Consider the following 18,157-nt stretch of genomic DNA (forward strand, 5'->3'; position numbering starts at 1 on the left):
ATGAAACGCATCTCAGCGCTCTTGATACTGATGTTCGTCCCGCTCCTCTGCCTCCTCGGCTGCGGGAAGAAGGAGAGCCCGGCGCCGCAGCAGGCGGCCGGCTCGGGGAGCGCCGCGGCGCCCGAGCCGAAGCCCGGCGACGAGCTCAACCTCTTCGGGTGGTCCGAGTACGTCCCGCAGGAGGTCCTGGACGGCTTCACGAAGGAGACGGGGATCAAGGTCAACTACGAGACCTTCGCCTCGAACGAGGAGATGCTGTCGAAGCTCCTCGCGGGGAGCACCCGGTACGACCTCATCCAGCCGTCGGAGTACGCGGTCGAGGCGCTCATCCGGCAGAAGAAGCTGCAGCTGCTCGACCAATCGCGCATCCCGAACCTGAAGAACATCGCGCCCGCGTTCAGGAACCAGCCGCACGACCCGGAGCTCAAGTACTCGGTCCCGTGGATGGGCACGGTCGTGGGCATCGTCGTCAACACCCAGAAGGTGAAGGAGCCCGTGAAGGGCTTCAAGGACGTGTTCCAGCCGAAGTACAAGGGGCGCATCGTGGCCCTGAACGACAACCGGGAGATGGTCTCCTGGGTCATGGTGACGATGGGGATGAACCCCAACGACGTCACGCCCGAGAGCCTCGCGAAGGTCAAGCCGACCCTGGCGGAGTGGATCAAGCTCGTGAAGGTGTTCGACTCCGACAGCCCGAAGACGGCGCTGCTCAACGGCGACGTCGACATCGGCGTCGTCTGGAGCGGGGAGGCGGCCCTGCTCTACCAGGAGGACAAGGACAAGTTCCAGTTCGTCCTGCCCCAGGAGGGGACGCACAAGGCGATCGACAGCCTGGTGATCCCCGACAGCGCACAGAACAAGATCGGCGCGGAGATGTTCATGAACTACATCCTCCGTCCGGAGGTCAGCAAGATCATCTCGGACAAGTTCCCCTACACGAACCCGAACGCGGAGGCGCGCAAGCTGCTCACGCCGGAGCAGCTCGCGAACCCGGCGAGCTACCCGCCGCTCGCGGGGATGGAGACGTTCCACGACATCGGCAAGGTGGCCGCGGACGTGGACAAGCTGGTGACCGACCTCAAGGCGTCGCAGTGAGCGGCGGGGCGTCATGAACACGGCCACCGGGCAGGTCGTCGAGCTCCAGGGCGCCCGGCGGAGGCCGGGCGTCCGCGGGTGGCTGCTGCTCGCCCCGCTCCTGCTCTGGCTCTTCGCCTTCGTCGTGGCGCCCACCGCGATCATGCTCGTCTACAGCTTCTGCGAGCGGGACGAGCTCGGGCAGGTGGTCTTCGAGCTCTCGCTGTCGAGCTACGCCCGGGTCTTCGACCCGACCTACCTCAAGATCCTGCTGAGCTCGATCAAGTACGCCGCCATCACCACGGCGATCTGCCTCGTCGCGGGCTATCCGGTGGCGTACTTCATCGGGCGGGCGAGGGAGGGCGTCCGGAACCGGCTGCTCATGCTGGTGATGGTGCCGTTCTGGACGAGCTTCCTCATCCGGACCTATGCGTGGATGTCGATCCTCAAGTCGGAGGGGCTGCTCAACGGGCTCCTCCTCTACCTGCGGATCATCTCGACCCCCCTCGACATCATGTACACGCCGACGGCGGTGGTCATCGGCCTCGTGTACTCGTATCTGCCGTTCATGATCCTGCCCATCTACGGGAGCGTCGAGAAGCTCGACAACGCCCTGATCGAGGCGGCGTTCGATCTCGGCGCGGGGCCCGTGTCCGCGTTCTCGCACGTCATCGTCCCGCTCACCCGCCCGGGCATCCTCGCGGGCGTCCTGCTCGTGTTCATCCCGGCGCTCGGGATGTTCGCGATCACGGATCTCATGGGGGGATCGCGCGTGCCGATGATCGGCAACGTCATCCAGAACCAGTTCGGTCAGGCGCGCGACTGGCCCTTCGGCGCCGCGCTCGGCATGGCGCTCCTGCTCCTGTTCTCGCTCTTCTTCCTGCTCGGCCTGCGCAAGGAGCCGGAGGCCTGATGCGGCGCCGTCGCGCGGGGTGGCCCAGCGCCGCTCGCCTCCGCCTCTGCCGCCTCTTCCGCCTCCCCCGCGCGCTTCGCCGGCCCTCCGAGGTGAATCGATGGATGTGATGGTCGAGCTCCGCGCGGTCACCAAGCGATTCGGCGCCTTCCACGCCGTGAGCGAGGTCGACCTCCAGATCAGGGCGGGCGAGTTCATCACCCTCCTCGGCCCCTCGGGGTGCGGCAAGACGACGCTGCTCCGGATGATCTCGGGCTTCGAGACGCCGTCGAGCGGCGCCGTCTTGCTCGAGGGGAAGGACGTCACGCACGAGCCGCCGTACCGCCGGGACGTGAACCAGGTGTTCCAGAGCTACGCGCTGTTCCCTCACATGACCGTGCAGGAGAACATCGGCTTCGGGCTGCGGATGAAGAAGGTGCCCCGGGCGGAGATCGACGAGCGGGTCCGGGCCGCTGTCGCGATGGTGTCGCTCGGGGGCATGGAGCAGCGCAAGCCGTCGCAGCTGTCCGGCGGGCAGCGGCAGCGGGTCGCGCTCGCGCGGGCCATCGTGTGCCGCCCGAAGGTCCTGCTGCTCGACGAGCCCCTCTCGGCGCTCGACGCGAAGCTCCGGCACGCCATGCAGGTGGAGCTCAAGGCGCTGCAAAAGAAGCTGGGGATCACCTTCGTGTTCGTGACCCACGACCAGGAAGAGGCGCTCACCATGAGCGACCGCATCGCGGTGATCAACAAGGGCCGGATCGAGCAGCTCGGCGACGCATCGCAGATCTACCACCGCCCCAGGACGACGTTCGTCGCGAGCTTCATCGGCCAGGCCAACATCCTCCGCGCGACCGTCCTCTCGCGGAGCGGCGAGCGGGCGCGGGTCCAGCTCGACGGGGGGCTCGAGCTGCTCGTCAACGCCAACGCCGAGCACCTGGCGGGCGGGGCCGGGAGCACCCTTGTCTCCATCCGGCCGGAGAAGATCGCGCTCCGCAGGGAGCCAGAGGGCGCGCCGGAGAACCGCTTCGAGGCGCGCGTCGAGGACGAGCTGTTCAAGGGCGCCACCGACCAGCTGCGCCTCCGGACCGACGCGGGCCTCGTGCTCACGGCGGTGGTCGCCAACGAGAGCTCCGGCCAGGCGGCGCTGCACGTCGGAGACCGGGTGTTCTGCCACCTCCACCCCGACGACATCGTGATCGTCCACGAGGGGTGATCCTCGCCGGTCGGCCGTGGCGCCCGTGTGGCGCCGGGGCGTCGTGAACCGCCGTTCTCAGCCGGACGCGGCCGCGTGGAAGTTGGCCTCGAACAAGGCGTACTCTGCAGGGCATGCTGCTTGCCAATCGGCCTCGCATGCCCCGACGGTCGCTTGCGGTCGCTCTTTCTTCCTCGGTCCTCCTCTCGCTCTCCGGCGACGCCCTCGCCACGGGGGCATGGCTGCCCGGCGCCGGACAGGCGTCGGTCGAGCAGCGCGTCGCCATCGCGGCCGGGCCGGAGCGCACGACGCTCTGGACGAGCCTGCGGTTCCAGGGCGCGGGCGGGCCGGTGGCCCTCGTCGTTCCGGTGCCGCCGCTCGCCGCGCTCGACACGAGCTCGGACGCGTGGTTCGAGGCGCTCGAGGCGGCGACGGCGCCCCGGGTGCTCCCGCCCCAGGGCGTCGACCCGTACTGCCCGGGGGAGGCGGGCGCGCCGAGCCCCTTCGAGACGGTCGGGCGGCTCGCCCACGAGGCCACGCTCGAGCCGGTCGAGGTGACGGTGCTCGAGGACGCCGACGCTGTCGCGCGCTGGGCGGCGTCGGCCGGGCTCGCGCTGTCCTCCGAGGCGGCCGCGCAGCTCGGGGGTCTGCAAGGGATGCGGTTCGCGGCGGCCCGCTTCGACGCTCCCGGCGGCGCGGCGGTCACGAGGACGCTGCGCATCGCCATGGGCGGCGGCGAGCCGATCCTGCCGCTGTCGCTGGCCGGGGCGGGCGCGGGCGACGTGCAGGTGACGGCGTGGCTGCTCGGCGACGGCCGGGGCGCGCTCTCGGGCGCGGCGCCCGTGACGCTCCCGCTGGCCTCGCTCAGCTGGGACGCGAGCGCGCAGCGCAGCGATTATGCGGAGCTCCGCGCCGGGGCCCTCGGCCAGGCGGGGCTCCACGGGGCGCTCGTCGAGGGCGCGGGCCACGAGGCGCTGAGCCGCCGCATCTCCCTCGGCAGCGACAGCGTGGACAGCGTGATCGAGGCCTATTTCGCGCGCGCGAGCGCGTACGGCGACATCGGCGATGGGCCGGGCACGTGCGCCGCGGTCGCCGCGGCCGCGCTGGAGTCGAGCCTCAAGGTCGCCGCGAGCTGCCCGCGCGCCGCGCACGGCGTGGTCGACGGCGCGCTCGACTGCGCGGAGTCGCCCCGGAGGGACGAGACCGACCCCGACCTCCTGCGCTGCGGTCCGGCCGCCGACGATCTCGCGGTGGGGCTCTCCGGGCTCGCGCCGTCGTCCGTGTGGCTGACCCGCGTCTCGCTCCGGCTCGCGGCCGGGCAGCCCGGCGCGGACTGGCCGCTGACCTTCGGGGAGGGCGCCGCGATCTCGCCCGTCGTGAGGGCCGGGCGCGTCCTCGTGGACGAGTGCTCCGGCGCGGGCGGCGCGGGCGGCTCGTCGGGCGTGGGCGGGCCCGACGGCCTGGGCGGCGGGCCGGGCAGCGGCGGATTTGGTCCGGCCAGCGGCTCGTCCGGCGCCGGGAAACCGCTGCCGGACGATGACGACTACTACGACGAGCCGGCCCCCGACGTGGGCTGCGGCTGCTCCGGCACCGCCGATACGGTGGTCGTGGACGATGTCGACACGCAGGACGTCGAGGATGACGAGTACTACGCGGAGGACGACGGCTGCAGCGGGGACACCAGCGAGCCGGCGCCCGAGGACGAGTACTACGCGGAGGACGACGGCTGCAGCGGGGACACGAGCGAGTCCGAGGACGAGTACTACGCGGAGGAGGACGACGGCTGCAGCGGGGACACGAGCGAGTCCGAGGACGAGTACTATGCGGAGGACGACGGCTGCAGCGGGGACACCGACGACTCCGCCGAGTCGGAGGACTGCTCGATCGCGGGCGAGCGGAAGTCGAGCGCCCGGAAGAAGCGCGGGCCGAAGCTGTCGGTGATGGCGCTCGGGATGTTCGCGCTGATCGCGCCCCTCCGCCGCGCGAGCCGGCCGCGGAAGGGCGGCGGGCGCGGCGGGCGGTAGGCCGCGCGGCGGCGCTCCGGGAGGGGGGCGCACCGGGGGGGCGGTTCCCGTGGCATACTCCCGGACGAGGTCATGACGTGAACGCGCCCGCCCGCCGGCTCTCCTTCACCTACGCCGAGTACCTCGAGCAGGAGCGGGCGAGCCCGACGAAGCACGAGTTCCTTGGCGGCGAGGTCTTCGACATGGCCGGCGGCACGCCGGAGCACGCGCGGCTCGCGGCGCGGGTGACCGTGGCGCTCGGCGCGCAGCTCGGCCGGCGCCCCTGCGAGGTGTTCTCGTCCGACCTCCGCGTGCGCGTGCGCGCCACGGGCCTCGCTACCTACCCCGACGTGAGCGTCGTCTGCGGCCCGATCGCGCGCGATCCCGAGGACAAGGACGCGGTGGTCAACCCGCTGGTGCTGGTCGAGGTGCTGTCGGACTCCTCGGAGGCGTACGATCGGGGAGAGAAGTTCGCGCACTACCGCCGGATCCCCTCGCTGAGGGAGTACGTCCTGGTCTCCCAGGCGCACCGGAGGATCGAGGTCTTCCGGCGCAACGAGGACGGCACGTGGACGCTCCACGAGGCCGGGCCCGGCGAGCGCGCGCGGCTCGCGTCGATCGACGCCCTGCTCGACGTGGACGAGGTGTACCGGGGCGCGCTCGAGGCCTCCGCGGCGGTCTGAGCGGCCGTCGTTCCACGGAGAGCCGATGCGCGACGTCCGGATGCGGGGTTTTCGCGAGCACACGGCGGTCGCGCGCGCGCTCGAGGTCCTGGAGCGGCGGATCCAGCGGCTCGGTGACGAGCTGGTCCCGATCGCCGGGGCGGTCGGGCGGGTGGCGGCGGAGCCCGTGCGCGCGCGGATCAGCGTGCCGCACTTCGTCCGCGCGGCGATGGACGGCTATGCGTTGCTCGGCGAGGCGACCGCCGGCGCGGCTGCTCTCGCGCCGGTGGAGCTCGCGCTCGTGGGCGCGTCGTTCCCCGGGCGCCCGCACGCGGGCGCGATCCGAAGGGGCGAGGCCGTGCGGATCACGACCGGCGCGCCGGTGCCGGAGGGGGCGGACGCGGTGCTGGTGGCGGAGCGCGCGGAGGAGGGCGCGGGCCGCGACGGGGCGGCGGTCGTGCGGGCGCGCGAGCCGGTGCCGTCCGGCAAGCACGTCGCGGCGATCGGCGAGGACGTGCTGGAGGGCGCGGAGGTCGTGCCGGCGGGGCGCCGGCTGCGCCCGCAGGACGTCGGCGTGCTCGCCTCGACCGGGGTCGCCGAGGTGCGCGTGGTGCGCAGGCCGTCGGTGCGGATCCTGATCACGGGCGACGAGCTCCTGCCGCCGGGGAGCGCGCCGAGCGGGGCGTGCATCGTCGACACGAACAGCCTTGTGCTCTCGGCGCTCGCGCGCCGTGACGGCGCGGAGGACATCGCCGTCGCGTACGTCCCCGACCGGCGCGAGGCGGTGCGCAGCGCCCTCGAGGCCGCTGGCGGGGACGTGGTGCTCGTCTCCGGCGGGTCGTCGGTCGGCTCGGAGGACCATGCGCCGCTCGTGCTCGCGGAGCTGGGCGAGGTGGTGGTCCACGGCGTCGCGATGCGCCCGGCGAAGCCCGCCGGGTTCGGCTTCTTGCCCGGGGGGCGGGCGGTGTTCCTGCTGCCGGGCAACCCGGTGTCGTGCCTCTGCGCCTACGAGTTCTTCGCCGGCCCGTCGATCCGCGCCCTCGGCGGCCTGCCGCGCGCGTGGCCGCACCGGCGGCGGCGGTGCGTGGTGGCGCGCGAGATCGCCTCCCAGCCCGGGCGCGTCGATTACGTGAGGGTGCGTGTCGAGGGAGATCGGGTGTTTCCGATCGCGACGAGCGGCGCGTCCATCCTGTCGTCGACGACGCGCGCGGACGGCGTGGTCATCGTGCAGGCCGAGGAAGCGGTGATAGGCGAGGGCGCCGAGGTCGAGGTGCTGCTCTACGACGCGTGAGGCGAGGGGCGGCGAGGTCTGCCGCCGGGTGGAGCCGTGTACAAGTCGAGCTGGCGTGCTTCACCAGGATGCCGAGCGTGGTCCGAACGGCATCGATGAGCGCTTGGCGGCCCTCCCAGCGATCGCGGTGAAGCGCGGAGGCAACGCGGTTGCCTCGTGATGAGTCACCTGCGTTGCCAGCGCGGCGCGTCCGTTTCGAATTTCCGAGATCCGGGACCATGAAACCGCTTCGTTTCGAGAGGGCCCGTCCGCGCTCGAGGGGCAGGGAGAGCGAACACCGCCGATGATGAAAGAATCCATCGACAGCGGTCTCCTCCGCGCGCCATCTCGGGCCGAATCCTGGATGCCAGGCACCCAAGATGCGATAGGTTAGGCCTCGGCGCTGAGCTCTTTGCGGGCGACGTTCGTCCTGTCGGCATCGCACGGCCGGCCCCCCAATTCCGCTCTTGTGTTCTGATCGCGACCGGGCGCGACGAGGTAATGACCATGACCCAGATGAACCGCACACTCCGAGGCACTGCCAGATTCCTGCTCCTCCCATTGCTCGCCATGCTCGCTGCGTCGGGTTGTGGCGAGTCCTCTTCGCCCGGCGCGACCGGTGATACCGACAACACCGGAGGGGCCGGTCCGGGGACCGGAGGCGGCGCCACGAGCAGCACGACCGCGGGGATCGGGGGCGGCGCCGCGGGCAGCACGACCGCGGGGACCGGGGGCGGCGCCGCGAGCAGCACGACCGCGGGGACCGGGGGCGGCGCCACGAGCAGCACGACCGCGGGGACCGGATCGGACAGCAGCGGGGCAGGCACCGGCGGCGCGCCGAACTCACGTCCGACGTTTCACATCTTCATGCTCATGGGCCAGTCGAACATGGCTGGCGTCGCGGCCAAGCAGGCCAGTGACCAGAACACCGACCAGCGGCTCAAGGTCCTCGGCGGGTGCAACCAGCCGGCCGGACAGTGGAACTTGGCCAATCCGCCGCTCAGCGATTGCCCTGGTGAATCGCGAATCAACCTGTCGACGTCGGTCGACCCAGGCATCTGGTTCGGCAAGACCCTGCTCGGAAAGCTGCGTGAGGGGGATACGATCGGGTTGATCGGTACCGCTGAGAGCGGTGAGTCGATCAACACGTTCATCTCAGGTGGCTCACATCACCAGACGATCTTGAACAAGATCGCCAAGGCGAAGACGGCCGAGAATGCGCGCTTCGCGGGCATCATCTTCCACCAGGGTGAGACCGACACCGGCCAGAGCTCATGGCCCGGCAAGGTCGTTCAGCTCTATAACGAGATGAAGGCAGCCTGGGGCGTCGACTACGACGTTCCCTTCATCCTCGGGGAGCTGCCTGCGGGCGGATGTTGCAGCTCGCATAACAACCTCGTGCGCCAGGCGGCCGACATGCTGCCTGATGGATACTGGGTCTCTCAGGATGGGACCAAGGTCATGGATCAGTACCACTTCGATCATGCGTCCGTCGTCCTCATGGGCACGCGTTATGGTGAGAAGATGATCGAAGCCTTGAAGTGGTGACCTGAGGCATCCTCTCCTCCCGCCGGAGCGGGCGCGGGCCGCCGCCAGCCTGGGGCGCCGCGCCGCCGGGGCGTCAGAACCCGCCCTCCAGGCCGAAGTTCGGGACGGTGACAGGCCCGAACGTCGTCGGCTTGCACGGCGAGAACGCATCACACATCCCCGGCATGGTCTCCTTCGATAACGTGGTGTTGAGCACGTCGAGGACGACCGCCAGCCAGCCCGACTTCCCGATCGACCAGCGCTTCTCCAGGCGGACATCGAGGCGGAAGAACGGCGGCAGCCGCTCCCACCGCGGCGCTCCGCCGGCGAGGGATCCGGAGCCTCCGGGGACGCCGCTGATCGGCGGGAGCGTCGCGCCGCCGATCCTCTGGGGGAGCCCCGAGTAGAACACGAAGCGCCCGCCAGCCCTGTACCCGCGGCCGAAGTCGTAGGTCAGCGCGACGTTCGCCACGTGGGTCCTGTCGAACGAGCTCACTCGCTGGCTTCGGCCGATGCTCCGCGTGGAGCGCGACAGCGTGTACGACGCGAACCCGCCGACGCGCCGCGTGAGCCGCCGGTGGGCCGACAGCTCCACGCCGGTCGCGGCGCCGAGCGCGCGGAGCGTGAAGGCGTCCTCGGCCGACTCGAGGCCCAGCGAGCCGAGCGCGTCGGTCATGTTGAAGAACGCGTTGTGGAACACCGAGACCGTGGCCGTGATGTCCTCCGGCAGCGCGAGCTCGACGCCGGCGCTCGACTGGAAGCTCCGCTGGAGGCCGTCCTCGAGGCGCGGGCGGAAGCCGGGGATCGGGACGACGAAGCTCGGCAGCTGGGAGGCGACGCCGTGCGCCTGCACGAACGTCACCCCGCGCCCGAGCGAGAGCCGGGCCGAGATCCGCGGATCGACGGCGAGCGCGACCGTGCCGTCCGAGTGGTAGAGATCGAGCCGGAGCCCGGGGGTGATGCGCAGGCGCGGGGTGATCGCGATGTCCGACTCGATGTAGCCGCCCACCGTGAGGTCGACGCGGCTCAAGAGGAGATCGTCGATGGGGACGTCGTTGTCGTCGTCCGGCGCGGCGTCGCCCGGAGGGTCGTCGGGGCCGGTCCCGAGATCGAGCTCGTTGTCGTCGATCACGGCGTCGATGCCGGCGCGGATCATCGTCTCGTCGCGCAGCCGGTGAGCGAGCGAGAGGCGCGCGCCGAGGCTGCGCGTCAGCGCTTTCTGGCCGTCCCCGATCCCCGTCTCGTCGTGGCCGAGCGTCAGCGCGCCGCGCAGCGCGCTGCCCTGGCCATAGGCCTGGTCGTACCGGAGATCGAGCCGGTGAAATGTCGTGTCGAAGAGCGTCGTCTGCTCGCCGTCTTCCTCGCTCCCGAGGAAGTCGTGGGCGCCGAACGCGAAGAGGCTCAACCGGCCTTCCGGGGCGACCTCGTAGGACAGCCGGGCCTGGTAATCCCAGTAATCGAGCGCGACCTCGGGGGCGGCGAGCGAGAGGAGCAACGCCGTGTACGAGTAGCGGCCGCCCACGAGCACGGCCCCTCGGTTTCCGGCGAAGGGGCCCTCGACGAGCCCGCCCACGTCGACGAGCCGCAGCATGCCCTCACCGTGCCAGTACGGGAGCGGCGGCGTCGTCTCGCCCGCGACGATGCCGCCGGCGTACCGACCGTGACGCGCGGGGTAGCCGCCAGGGTAGAGGTCGACGCGCTCGACGATGCCGGGATGGACAACGGAGGGCCCGAGCCCGAGGTGATAGAGGTAGGGGACGCGGATGCCATCGAGGAAATAGCCGACGTTGCCCGGCGGTGAGCCGCGAACGTAGAAGAACGGCAGCCCCGAGACGATGGGGGTCACCCCGGGGAGCACCTCGAGGGCGCGGAAGGGGTCGCCGAACGCGCCAGGGATGATCCTGACCTCGCCGCGGCTCAAGCTGGAGACGCCGGGCGCCGGCTGCTCGCCGCGCACGGTGACCTCGATCGGGCGCGGCGCGCTCGGCGCCGGCCCGGCAGCCGTGGCCGGGCGCTCCGGCGCGGGCACGGAGGCGCCGGGCGGCGCGGCTGCGGAGGCGTCGGGCGGCGCGGGTGATGCGGCTTCGGTGAAGCGGACCTCGACGCGGATCCTGGCGGCGACCGGCGCGCCGCTCCTGGTGGCCGGCGCAAAGCGGAACGACGTCGCGGCGGCCACGGCGGCCGATGCGAACGGCTCCACGCCATCCTCGGCGACCGCGGAGCGGACGGTCCCGTCCGCGTTGACCGTGAGGACGAGGCGGACCGTCGCGTCGCCGTGTGCTCCAGCAGGGTAGTCGGCGCCGAGCGGCGTGAGCGGCGCTGGTGGGACGAGCGCCGCCGGCGGCGCATCGGGGGGCGGCGCATCGGGGGGCGGCGCATCGCCGGACGGCTTCGCCGGCGGCGCATCGGGGGGCGGCGCCGCCGGCGGCGCATCGCCGGACGGCTCCGCAGGCGGCTTTGCATGCGGCAGCGGCGTGTCGGGCGCGGCGGCGGCGAGGCACGGCGCGAGCGCGCTCGCGAGCAGCGCTGCGGCTGCCGTGGAGCGCCGGAGGAAGCGCATCGCCGCGCCGCGGAGGGGTTGCTCAGCGAGGACCAGCGCGGGGCGATGCGCCGCAGAGCGTGGCAGCCAGGGGGTCGAAACGGTGGAATTGTTCATGTGAGCGGCACTCGTGCCGGCGTCCTGACGGGCTTCCCGGGGAACCGGTCGATCGGATCGCTCTCGTCGGATCGAGGTGTCCCGGAGGTCGACCGCCGGCTCCAGCCATGATCTACGCCGAACGAGCGCTCACTTCCCCCTCACCGGCTCGAACACCACGCCGCGCTGCCAGGTCTCCCTGTGGAGCGCCCTCTTCGGAGCGCTCTGGTCGGTGGGTGATGATAGCGCAATGCGATTGCTGGAGAGCTATCTGCCGCGAATCCTTCAACGACCACCGCTTGCCTCGCTTGGTACCGCCGCGGCACGGCAGTATCCTCGGGCAAACGCATGACCCTCCGACTTATCTTCTGCATCCTGCCCGTCCTTGCGCCGGTCGCATGGCTGACGAGCTGCGGCGATGGCGAGCGCCCCTCGACGCCCGGGTCGTCGACCTCGTCAGGCTCAGGCGGCGCGGACCCGGGCGGCGGCGGCGCGGTCGCGACGACCTCCGAGGCCACCGGCGCGGGGGGCGGCACGACGACCAGCGGCGCGACGATCGGCAGCACGACCGTCAGCAGCACGACCACCGGCGGCGGAGGGGCGGAGCCCGTCGCGCCGGGGATCGTCAAGCTCGGCGAGGGAAAGCTCGCGGAGTCGGGGCTCACCGTGGTGTCCTACGGCGGCTACCTGAACGGCGAGTCGTTCCAGCAGGACGCGATCGTGTCGTTCGGCGGCTTCCAGTACACCGCCTTCTGGAACACCAACCGCAACGTCGTCCTCGCGCGACGGCGGCTGCCGGCGAGCGCCGGCGGAGCGGCAGGCGCCTGGGAGAAGTTCGACTTCAAGGATTACCGGCTGAGCGCCGACGACGCCCACAACACGATCTCTCTCGGGATCGCGCCGGGCGACGGCACGCTGCACCTCGCGTTCGATCATCACGGCAGCAACCTGCACTACCGCCGCTCGGTCACGGGTCTCCTGACGGACCCGGAGGGCGCGGCCTGGGCCGCCTCGAGCTTCGGCGCCGTCTCGAGCGCGCTCGTCGGATCGACCCGCGTGTCCCTCGTGACGTACCCGCGGTTCGTCACCGAGCCCGGCGGGGGCAGGATGCTCCTGAGCGCCCGGATCGGCGAGAGCGGCAGCGGCGATGAGCACCTGTGGGAGTACGACGCCACGACGCACGCCTGGACCGCGCTCGGCGAGTACATCGAGGGCACCGACGCCAGCATGAACGCCTACCTGCACGGCCTGTCGTACACGCGCGGCGGCTCGCGCCTGCACGCGGCGTGGTGCTGGCGGGACACGCCCGACGCGACGACCAACCACGATCTCCTGTACGTCTACAGCGACGATCACGGGCGCACCTGGAAGAACAACGCAGGCGCCACGGTCGCGACGACCGGCGCTTCCTTCGTCACGCTGCGCACGGAGGGCCTGTCCGTGTGGCCCCTCGGCCAGAACCGAGGGCTCATCAACCAGGAACACATGACGGTCGACGCGAGCGGCCGCGTCCATGTGCTGCTCTCGCACCTCCCCGACGCCGAGGCCGACAATTCGAACTTCACGAACGCCCGGACGCGCAGCGAGTTCTTCCATTATCTCCGCGACACCGACGGGACGTGGTCGCGCCACGGCATCGGCCTGAGGGTGGTCCAGAACTTCCGGGGCAAGCTCGCGATCTCCTCCACCGAGAACGCCTATGCGATCCTCCCCGATCTCCGCATCGCCGGCGCCTCCCCGAGCGACGGTTACGCGACCTGGACGCTCCTCGACGCCGCCGACTCGGGCCGGTTCTTCTCCGATCCTCTGATCGACGCCGCCCGGCTCGAGACCTCGGACGAGCTCACCGTGTACTACCCACAGCGGAGCTCCGTGGACATCTGGGGCCTGGAGTACACGCTCCGCTGAGCCGCGCGAACGGCGCTCCTCGGTCTCCGAGCGCGCCCTTCACGGCCCCGTTCCCCAGCGCGAGCGCGCGGGCTCGCTCGCCGCGCCGTCCCCGTTGCCCGCCAGATCTCCCCTGATCGACGGATCTTCCGGTTGTTCCGCCGGGCGACGCGCGTGATGCCCGCGGGGCGCGCTCCGCGTCCGTATCGGACGAGCCGCGACCGGCGCTGAGCGGTCCAGTCAGAGCGGCAGTCCCTGCGCCATGGGGACGCGCGTCGCGCTCGCTCTCGCGCAGGCACGCTCGGTGCTCGCCCCGAGGCGCTGTCTCGCCGGTGGCGAGGGCGTGCACTGCCGCGAACGCCGCGGCGGCAAGGGACACTCGCGCAGCGAGCCCCGGCGCGCTCCGGCCAGGAGGAGCGTTACTCATGAACCCGGACGCGTTCGTCAAGCGCCGATTCGCATTCATCCTGGGAGGAATGGTCGCGGTCTCCGCGTATTTTCAGGCCTCCGGGGTATCTCAGCTCATCGCTCACCAGATCACGCGGGACGGCGAGGCCTCCGCCCCCCTCGTCATGGATCCGGTCGACGTGCCGCCCTCCGACGATCCCCCGCCGAGCGCTGCGCCGATCCTGGAGCGCAATCCGTTCGACTCGACGACAGGGCCGCTCGTACCCCCGCCGAGCGCCGCGCCCGCCGGCCCGGCGGACCTCTCGCAGCTCGACCCCTACCTCGCTCCACCCTGCGATACGGGCCGCGTCGTGCTGATCGCCATGTCCGAGGACCCCGAATGGTCGTTCGCCGCCGTCGAGAGCGACGGCGGACACACGGCGCTCGGGCGGCGAGGCGGAGAGATCGGCGGCCGCAAGGTCGAGGACATCGCCTGGGATCGGGTGTGGATGACCTCGACCTCGGGGGGCGCGCGCTGCCAGATGCAGCTCGGCAAGAAGGGCGGAGAGGGCGGCAAGAAGGAGCCCGAGCCGCAGGCGGCGGCGCCGGCTCCGCCCCGCGCGACGTACCGCCCGAGCAGCAGGAGCGATGTCCCGCCCGAGATCGCCTCGCGGATGCAGCGGGTGAGCGACACGGAGATCGACATCGACCGCTCGGCCGCCGAGAAGATCTTCGCGCAGCCCGAGCTCGTGACGCAGACCTCGGCGGCGGTGCCGGAGATGCGGGACAACAAGGTGATCGGGCTGAAGATGATGGTCAAACCTGGCTCGGTGCTCGAGTCGTTCGGGGTGCAGAGCGGCGATATCGTGCGGTCGGTCAACGGCATCGACCTGACCGACCCACAGAAGGCCATGCTGGCCTACTCGCGCATGCGCTCCGACAAGAGTCTTTCCGTCGTCGTCGAGCGCGACGGCCGCCCGACGCGGCTCAGGGTCAACATCCGCTGAGGCGATGAGGCAGGCCCGGCCGGTCGCCGCGCTCCGCGCGGGAGCGGGGCCGGGCGCCCCCTGGCCTTGTCGCACCCGCCGGCGGTGGTGGCCGGCGGTGGCCGGCGGTGGCGACCGGGCGGCCGACGCGGAGGCCTTCCGCCGGCGCATGGGCGACCCCTGCCGAACAATGTACGATCGCCGCTGTCTCTCCGGCTGGAGCGGCCGGCGGCGGCCGGCGCCGTCGCTCCGGAGCGGAGCGACAGAACAGATGCGGCGCTCACCCGTCAGACCGAGCACCCGCTCTGTCCGCGGGAGGGGAAGACCATGAACGAACTCGGAATCGTGTGGGTGAAGCGAGCGCTCCTCGGCGGCGCGCTCGCGCTGGGGCTCTCGGGGGCGGGGATCGCGTGCAGCACGAAGGAAGCCCCCGCGGTGTCGGAGGCGTCGTCGGAGGCGTCCCCGCCGTCGATGCCGCTGGGGAACGCCGCCGAGGCGAAGCGCGAGGCCGTGGCGTCGGCCGCTGAGCCCCTCCAGCTGACGCGTGCGCCCAGGCGCGACATGGCGGGCATGAAGGGGCGCGCAGGCGCCGGCGGCGTGGTGTCCCCCGCCCCGGCGGCCACCGCGGCGCCGGGCGAGGGCGCGGTCCGCGCCGCGGCGCCCGAGGCCGCGGGCCTCGACCCGAACGGCCGCTTCGCCACCACGTACCGCCCCGGCGGCGGCCACCTCGCCGCGTTCGAGTCCGCTGTCGCGCGCGGCATCGTCCCGCCCGACGGGCGCGAGCTCGTCAGCGACGTCGGCGCCCGCTACGCCCCCTCGATCGACGCCCCGAAGGGCTCGGCGCTCGCCCTGCGCACGGACCTCGAGCGCACGCGGGTCCCGCCCGGCGGCGGCCCGGTGCACGTGCGCGTCGCGCTCCGCTCGACGGCGCAGGCGCCCGCGGCGCGGCCGCACCTGTCGGTGCACCTCGTGCTCGACGTGAGCGGCTCCATGCAGGGCGAGCCCATGGCGCGGGCGCGCGACGCGGCGCGGGCGCTCGTCGACAAGCTCGACGCGAACGACGACTTCTCCCTCGTCACCTTCTCGAGCGGCGCCGACGTCAGGATCGCCGATGGACCCGTCGGGCCGCGGCGGGCGGCGATCAAGGCCACGATCGACGGCATCCGCGAGGGCGGCGGCACCAACATCGGCCAGGGCCTCGCGCTCGGCTACGCGCAGGCCGCCCGGCCGGGCATCCCTGAGGGCGCGGTGAAGGTCGTGCTGCTGCTCTCCGACGGGCGCGCGAACTCCGGGATCACGAGCTCGGAGCGGCTCTCGCGCCTCGCGCTCGACGCCTTCCAGGGCGGCGTCCAGACGAGCACGTTCGGGCTCGGCGCCGACTACGACGGCGCGCTGATGAGCGCCATCGCGAGCGACGGCGCGGGCGGGTACTACTACCTGCGCGATCCGGATCAGATCGCCCCGGCCCTCGCGACGGAGCTCGACAGGCGGCTCGATCCGGTCGCGACGGCGGTCGAGCTGCGGGTGCGGCTGAAGCCGGACGTGAAGCTGCTCCAGGTCTACGGGTCGCGCCGGCTGAACGACGTGGAGGCGGCGCGCGTGCGCACGATCGAGGTCGCGGCGGACGCGCAGTCCGCGCGGCGCGACGGCATCGAGCGGGACCGGCAGGACGACGCCGAGGGCGGGATGCGGTTCTTCATCCCGGCGTTCTCGCGCGACGACAGCCACGCGATGCTCTTCAAGCTGGGCCTGCCGGCGGGCGCGGACACGCGGGCCATCGCGGCGATCGAGCTCAAGTACAAGGACCGCGTCGCCAAGAAGAACGTCGTGGACGAGGCGCCGCTCCGGGTCGCGTACGCGACCGGCGACGCGGACAGCGCGGCGAGCGTCGACCCGTCGGTCGCCCGCACGATCCAGGGCTTCGCCGCCGGCGAGACGCTGGCCGAGGCCGCCCGCCAGATCGCGCTCGGCGATCGCGCCCGCGCCGCCGCGCTGCTCTCCGAGCGGGAGGGGATCCTGCATGCCGCGGCCGAGGCGCTCGGGGAGCCGCTCTTCCTGAAGGACGCGGCCCGCCTCGCGCGCCTCCGCGGCCACGCGGGGGCCGCGGGCGGCCTGGGGGATCCGCTCGTCCTGGCGATGCTGCTCGAGACGGCCTCGCGGACGCACCTTCACTGAGGGCGGGGCTCGGGGCACGATGGCGCAGGGGCGATCCACCGGCGGAGCCGAGGGGCGGACATGACCCAGACATTCACACTCCGGCGCGATGTGGCGGCGCAGCACGTCGACGTCGCGCCGGGCGGCGAGATCGTCCTCCGCGGCAAGCTGGTCTGCTCGACCGACGCCTCGGTCATCGACGCGGCGACGACGACCTGGCCCGCGGGCGCGCCGGGCGGCGCGTCGGTCGACAGCGGCGGGCTCGTCGACCTCGAGCAGGGCGGCTTTCACATGACGAGCCGCGACCCCGCGACCCACGAGGTCCACGCCATCGCGACCGGGGATCCGGCCCCCGCGTGCGCGCTCGCGGGCGTGGAAGCCCCGTGCCTCCCGCTCCGGCTCCTGCCGCTCGCGCGCTCGCGGCTAAAGACGGCGCAGGAGCTGGGCAGCTGCCTTCACGGGGGCATCACGGTCGAGGTGCCGGACGCCGTGCTCCCGCCCGTCGCGCCCGCGGCCGTTCCTTACGTGCAGGGCGCGGCCGTGCTGCTCGGCGCCTCCGTGCTCGCGTCGATCGGGTGGGTCCTGCAGCGCCGGCGCGCCCGATCGCCGCGCGGCCGCCTGCTCGATCTTGCGAAGCGCACCCGGGCCAAGCTGGGGGCCGCTGACCCGGTCGTGGCCGCGCCGCTCGTGCCGGCCGTGGAGGCCGCGCTGGGCGCGCTGAAGCGGCGGCGTGTGGACGCCGCCTCGACGGAGGGCCAGCGGGTCGCGGAGGTGCTGCGGCGGGTGGAGCTGCGCCTCGACGCGTCGGCCGTGGAGGCGCGCGCCGACAGGGAGCAGCAGGCGGCCGACGAGCTCGTCCGCGAGATCGAGAGCGCGCTCGAGGCGGTCGACGAGGTGGACGGCGCGCGGCGCGGGGGGGCCTGAGGTCGACCAGCCCCCGCCGGAGGTCTGCGCGACGCGGCTGTCGCGCGGCGTCCATCTCGCCTCCCTCCGCGCGATGTACCGGCCGCTCGCCGCCTCCGGCGAGAGCGGCGAGCGGCGCGCCCAGCGTGCGCCGATGAAGCACGCCAAGCCGACGCTCACCGCCACGGCCCCCAACCCGATCTGGACGTGGGACATCCCCGAGCTGCGCGGGCCGCTGCCTGGGGTCTTCTACTGCCTGTACGTCGTCCTCGACCTGTTGAGTCGCATGACCGTTGGCTGGAGCCGGAACGCGCCTCTCTGCGCGATCCACGCATCGGATTCTGGTCCGGCCTGGCTCAATCCTGTTGGCATTTTCCGCCCCCTCTGTGTCAACGTCGGGTGAGAAATGCGAGCAAGGATACCGTGCAAAATGGCGTTGTGTCGCGGCCGATCCATGGCGTATAAATTCAGTCGAAGGACCACGTAATCTTCCATAGAGAGCATGGGTGTCCGGACGAGATATCGGACTCTGCGAATGACGCTACGTGATCCTGTGTGATCAGCTTCGAATGTCGTTGTCCCCCT

13 protein-coding genes are annotated in these 18,157 nt (G+C 72.2%); 12 read left to right on the forward strand and 1 reads right to left on the reverse strand.

Annotation, left to right across the window (positions count from 1 at the left end; all coding sequences use genetic code 11):
- The 7 genes from WMF22_RS50635 (at window position 1) to WMF22_RS50665 (ending at window position 8,641) form a co-directional block, all read left to right on the forward strand.
- Window positions 1-1,095, forward strand: a complete 1,095-nt coding sequence (locus WMF22_RS50635; protein WP_437297023.1) for a polyamine ABC transporter substrate-binding protein — start codon at window positions 1-3, stop codon at window positions 1,093-1,095.
- A 13-nt stretch (window positions 1,096-1,108) separates the two neighbouring features.
- On the forward strand, window positions 1,109-1,987 hold the full coding sequence (locus WMF22_RS50640; RefSeq protein ID WP_437297024.1) for an ABC transporter permease: 879 nt from the start codon (window positions 1,109-1,111) through the stop codon (window positions 1,985-1,987).
- 100 nt (window positions 1,988-2,087) lie between these two features.
- A complete protein-coding gene (locus WMF22_RS50645; protein WP_437297025.1) occupies window positions 2,088-3,179 on the forward strand; it encodes an ABC transporter ATP-binding protein in 1,092 nt (363 codons plus the stop codon).
- A 137-nt stretch (window positions 3,180-3,316) separates the two neighbouring features.
- Entirely contained in the window at window positions 3,317-5,182 is a 1,866-nt protein-coding gene (locus WMF22_RS50650; RefSeq protein ID WP_438034411.1) for a DUF2330 domain-containing protein, read from the forward strand.
- A gap of 77 nt (window positions 5,183-5,259) precedes the next feature.
- Window positions 5,260-5,844 carry a Uma2 family endonuclease gene (locus WMF22_RS50655; RefSeq protein WP_437297027.1) on the forward strand — a complete coding sequence of 195 codons (585 nt, stop codon included), beginning with the start codon at window positions 5,260-5,262 and terminating at the stop codon, window positions 5,842-5,844.
- Between the two features lie 25 nt (window positions 5,845-5,869).
- Window positions 5,870-7,114, forward strand: coding sequence for a molybdopterin molybdotransferase MoeA (locus tag WMF22_RS50660; protein ID WP_438034412.1), 1,245 nt, complete (start codon window positions 5,870-5,872; stop codon window positions 7,112-7,114).
- Between the two features lie 495 nt (window positions 7,115-7,609).
- Window positions 7,610-8,641 (forward strand): sialate O-acetylesterase, encoded by a 1,032-nt coding sequence (locus WMF22_RS50665; protein ID WP_438034413.1) that lies wholly within the window; start codon window positions 7,610-7,612, stop codon window positions 8,639-8,641.
- Between the two features lie 73 nt (window positions 8,642-8,714).
- On the opposite strand, the gene WMF22_RS50670 is transcribed toward WMF22_RS50665, so the two are convergent.
- Window positions 8,715-11,276 carry a TonB-dependent receptor domain-containing protein gene (locus tag WMF22_RS50670; RefSeq protein WP_438034414.1) on the reverse strand — a complete coding sequence of 854 codons (2,562 nt, stop codon included), beginning with the start codon at window positions 11,274-11,276 and terminating at the stop codon, window positions 8,715-8,717.
- A 327-nt stretch (window positions 11,277-11,603) separates the two neighbouring features.
- Here WMF22_RS50670 and WMF22_RS50675 point away from each other — a divergent pair, with 327 nt between their 5' ends.
- The 5 genes from WMF22_RS50675 to WMF22_RS50695 all read left to right on the forward strand — a co-directional run bounded on the left by WMF22_RS50675 (window position 11,604) and on the right by WMF22_RS50695 (window position 17,975).
- A complete protein-coding gene (locus WMF22_RS50675; RefSeq protein WP_438034415.1) occupies window positions 11,604-13,163 on the forward strand; it encodes a BNR repeat-containing protein in 1,560 nt (519 codons plus the stop codon).
- A gap of 404 nt (window positions 13,164-13,567) precedes the next feature.
- Window positions 13,568-14,536, forward strand: a complete 969-nt coding sequence (gene gspC, locus WMF22_RS50680) for a type II secretion system protein GspC (RefSeq protein WP_437297032.1) — start codon at window positions 13,568-13,570, stop codon at window positions 14,534-14,536.
- Window positions 14,537-14,842: 306 nt separating this feature from the next.
- On the forward strand, window positions 14,843-16,690 hold the full coding sequence (locus WMF22_RS50685; protein ID WP_438034416.1) for a vWA domain-containing protein: 1,848 nt from the start codon (window positions 14,843-14,845) through the stop codon (window positions 16,688-16,690).
- 60 nt (window positions 16,691-16,750) lie between these two features.
- Window positions 16,751-17,593 (forward strand): hypothetical protein, encoded by an 843-nt coding sequence (locus tag WMF22_RS50690; protein WP_438034417.1) that lies wholly within the window; start codon window positions 16,751-16,753, stop codon window positions 17,591-17,593.
- A gap of 73 nt (window positions 17,594-17,666) precedes the next feature.
- Complete coding sequence (locus WMF22_RS50695; RefSeq protein ID WP_437297035.1) at window positions 17,667-17,975, forward strand: hypothetical protein; 309 nt, start codon at window positions 17,667-17,669, stop codon at window positions 17,973-17,975.
- The last annotated feature ends 182 nt before the right edge of the window (window positions 17,976-18,157 follow it).

Origin of the sequence: Sorangium sp. So ce204, from assembly GCF_051526795.1 — a bacterium.
Classification (GTDB): Bacteria; Myxococcota_A; Polyangia; order Polyangiales; family Polyangiaceae; genus Sorangium; species Sorangium cellulosum_B.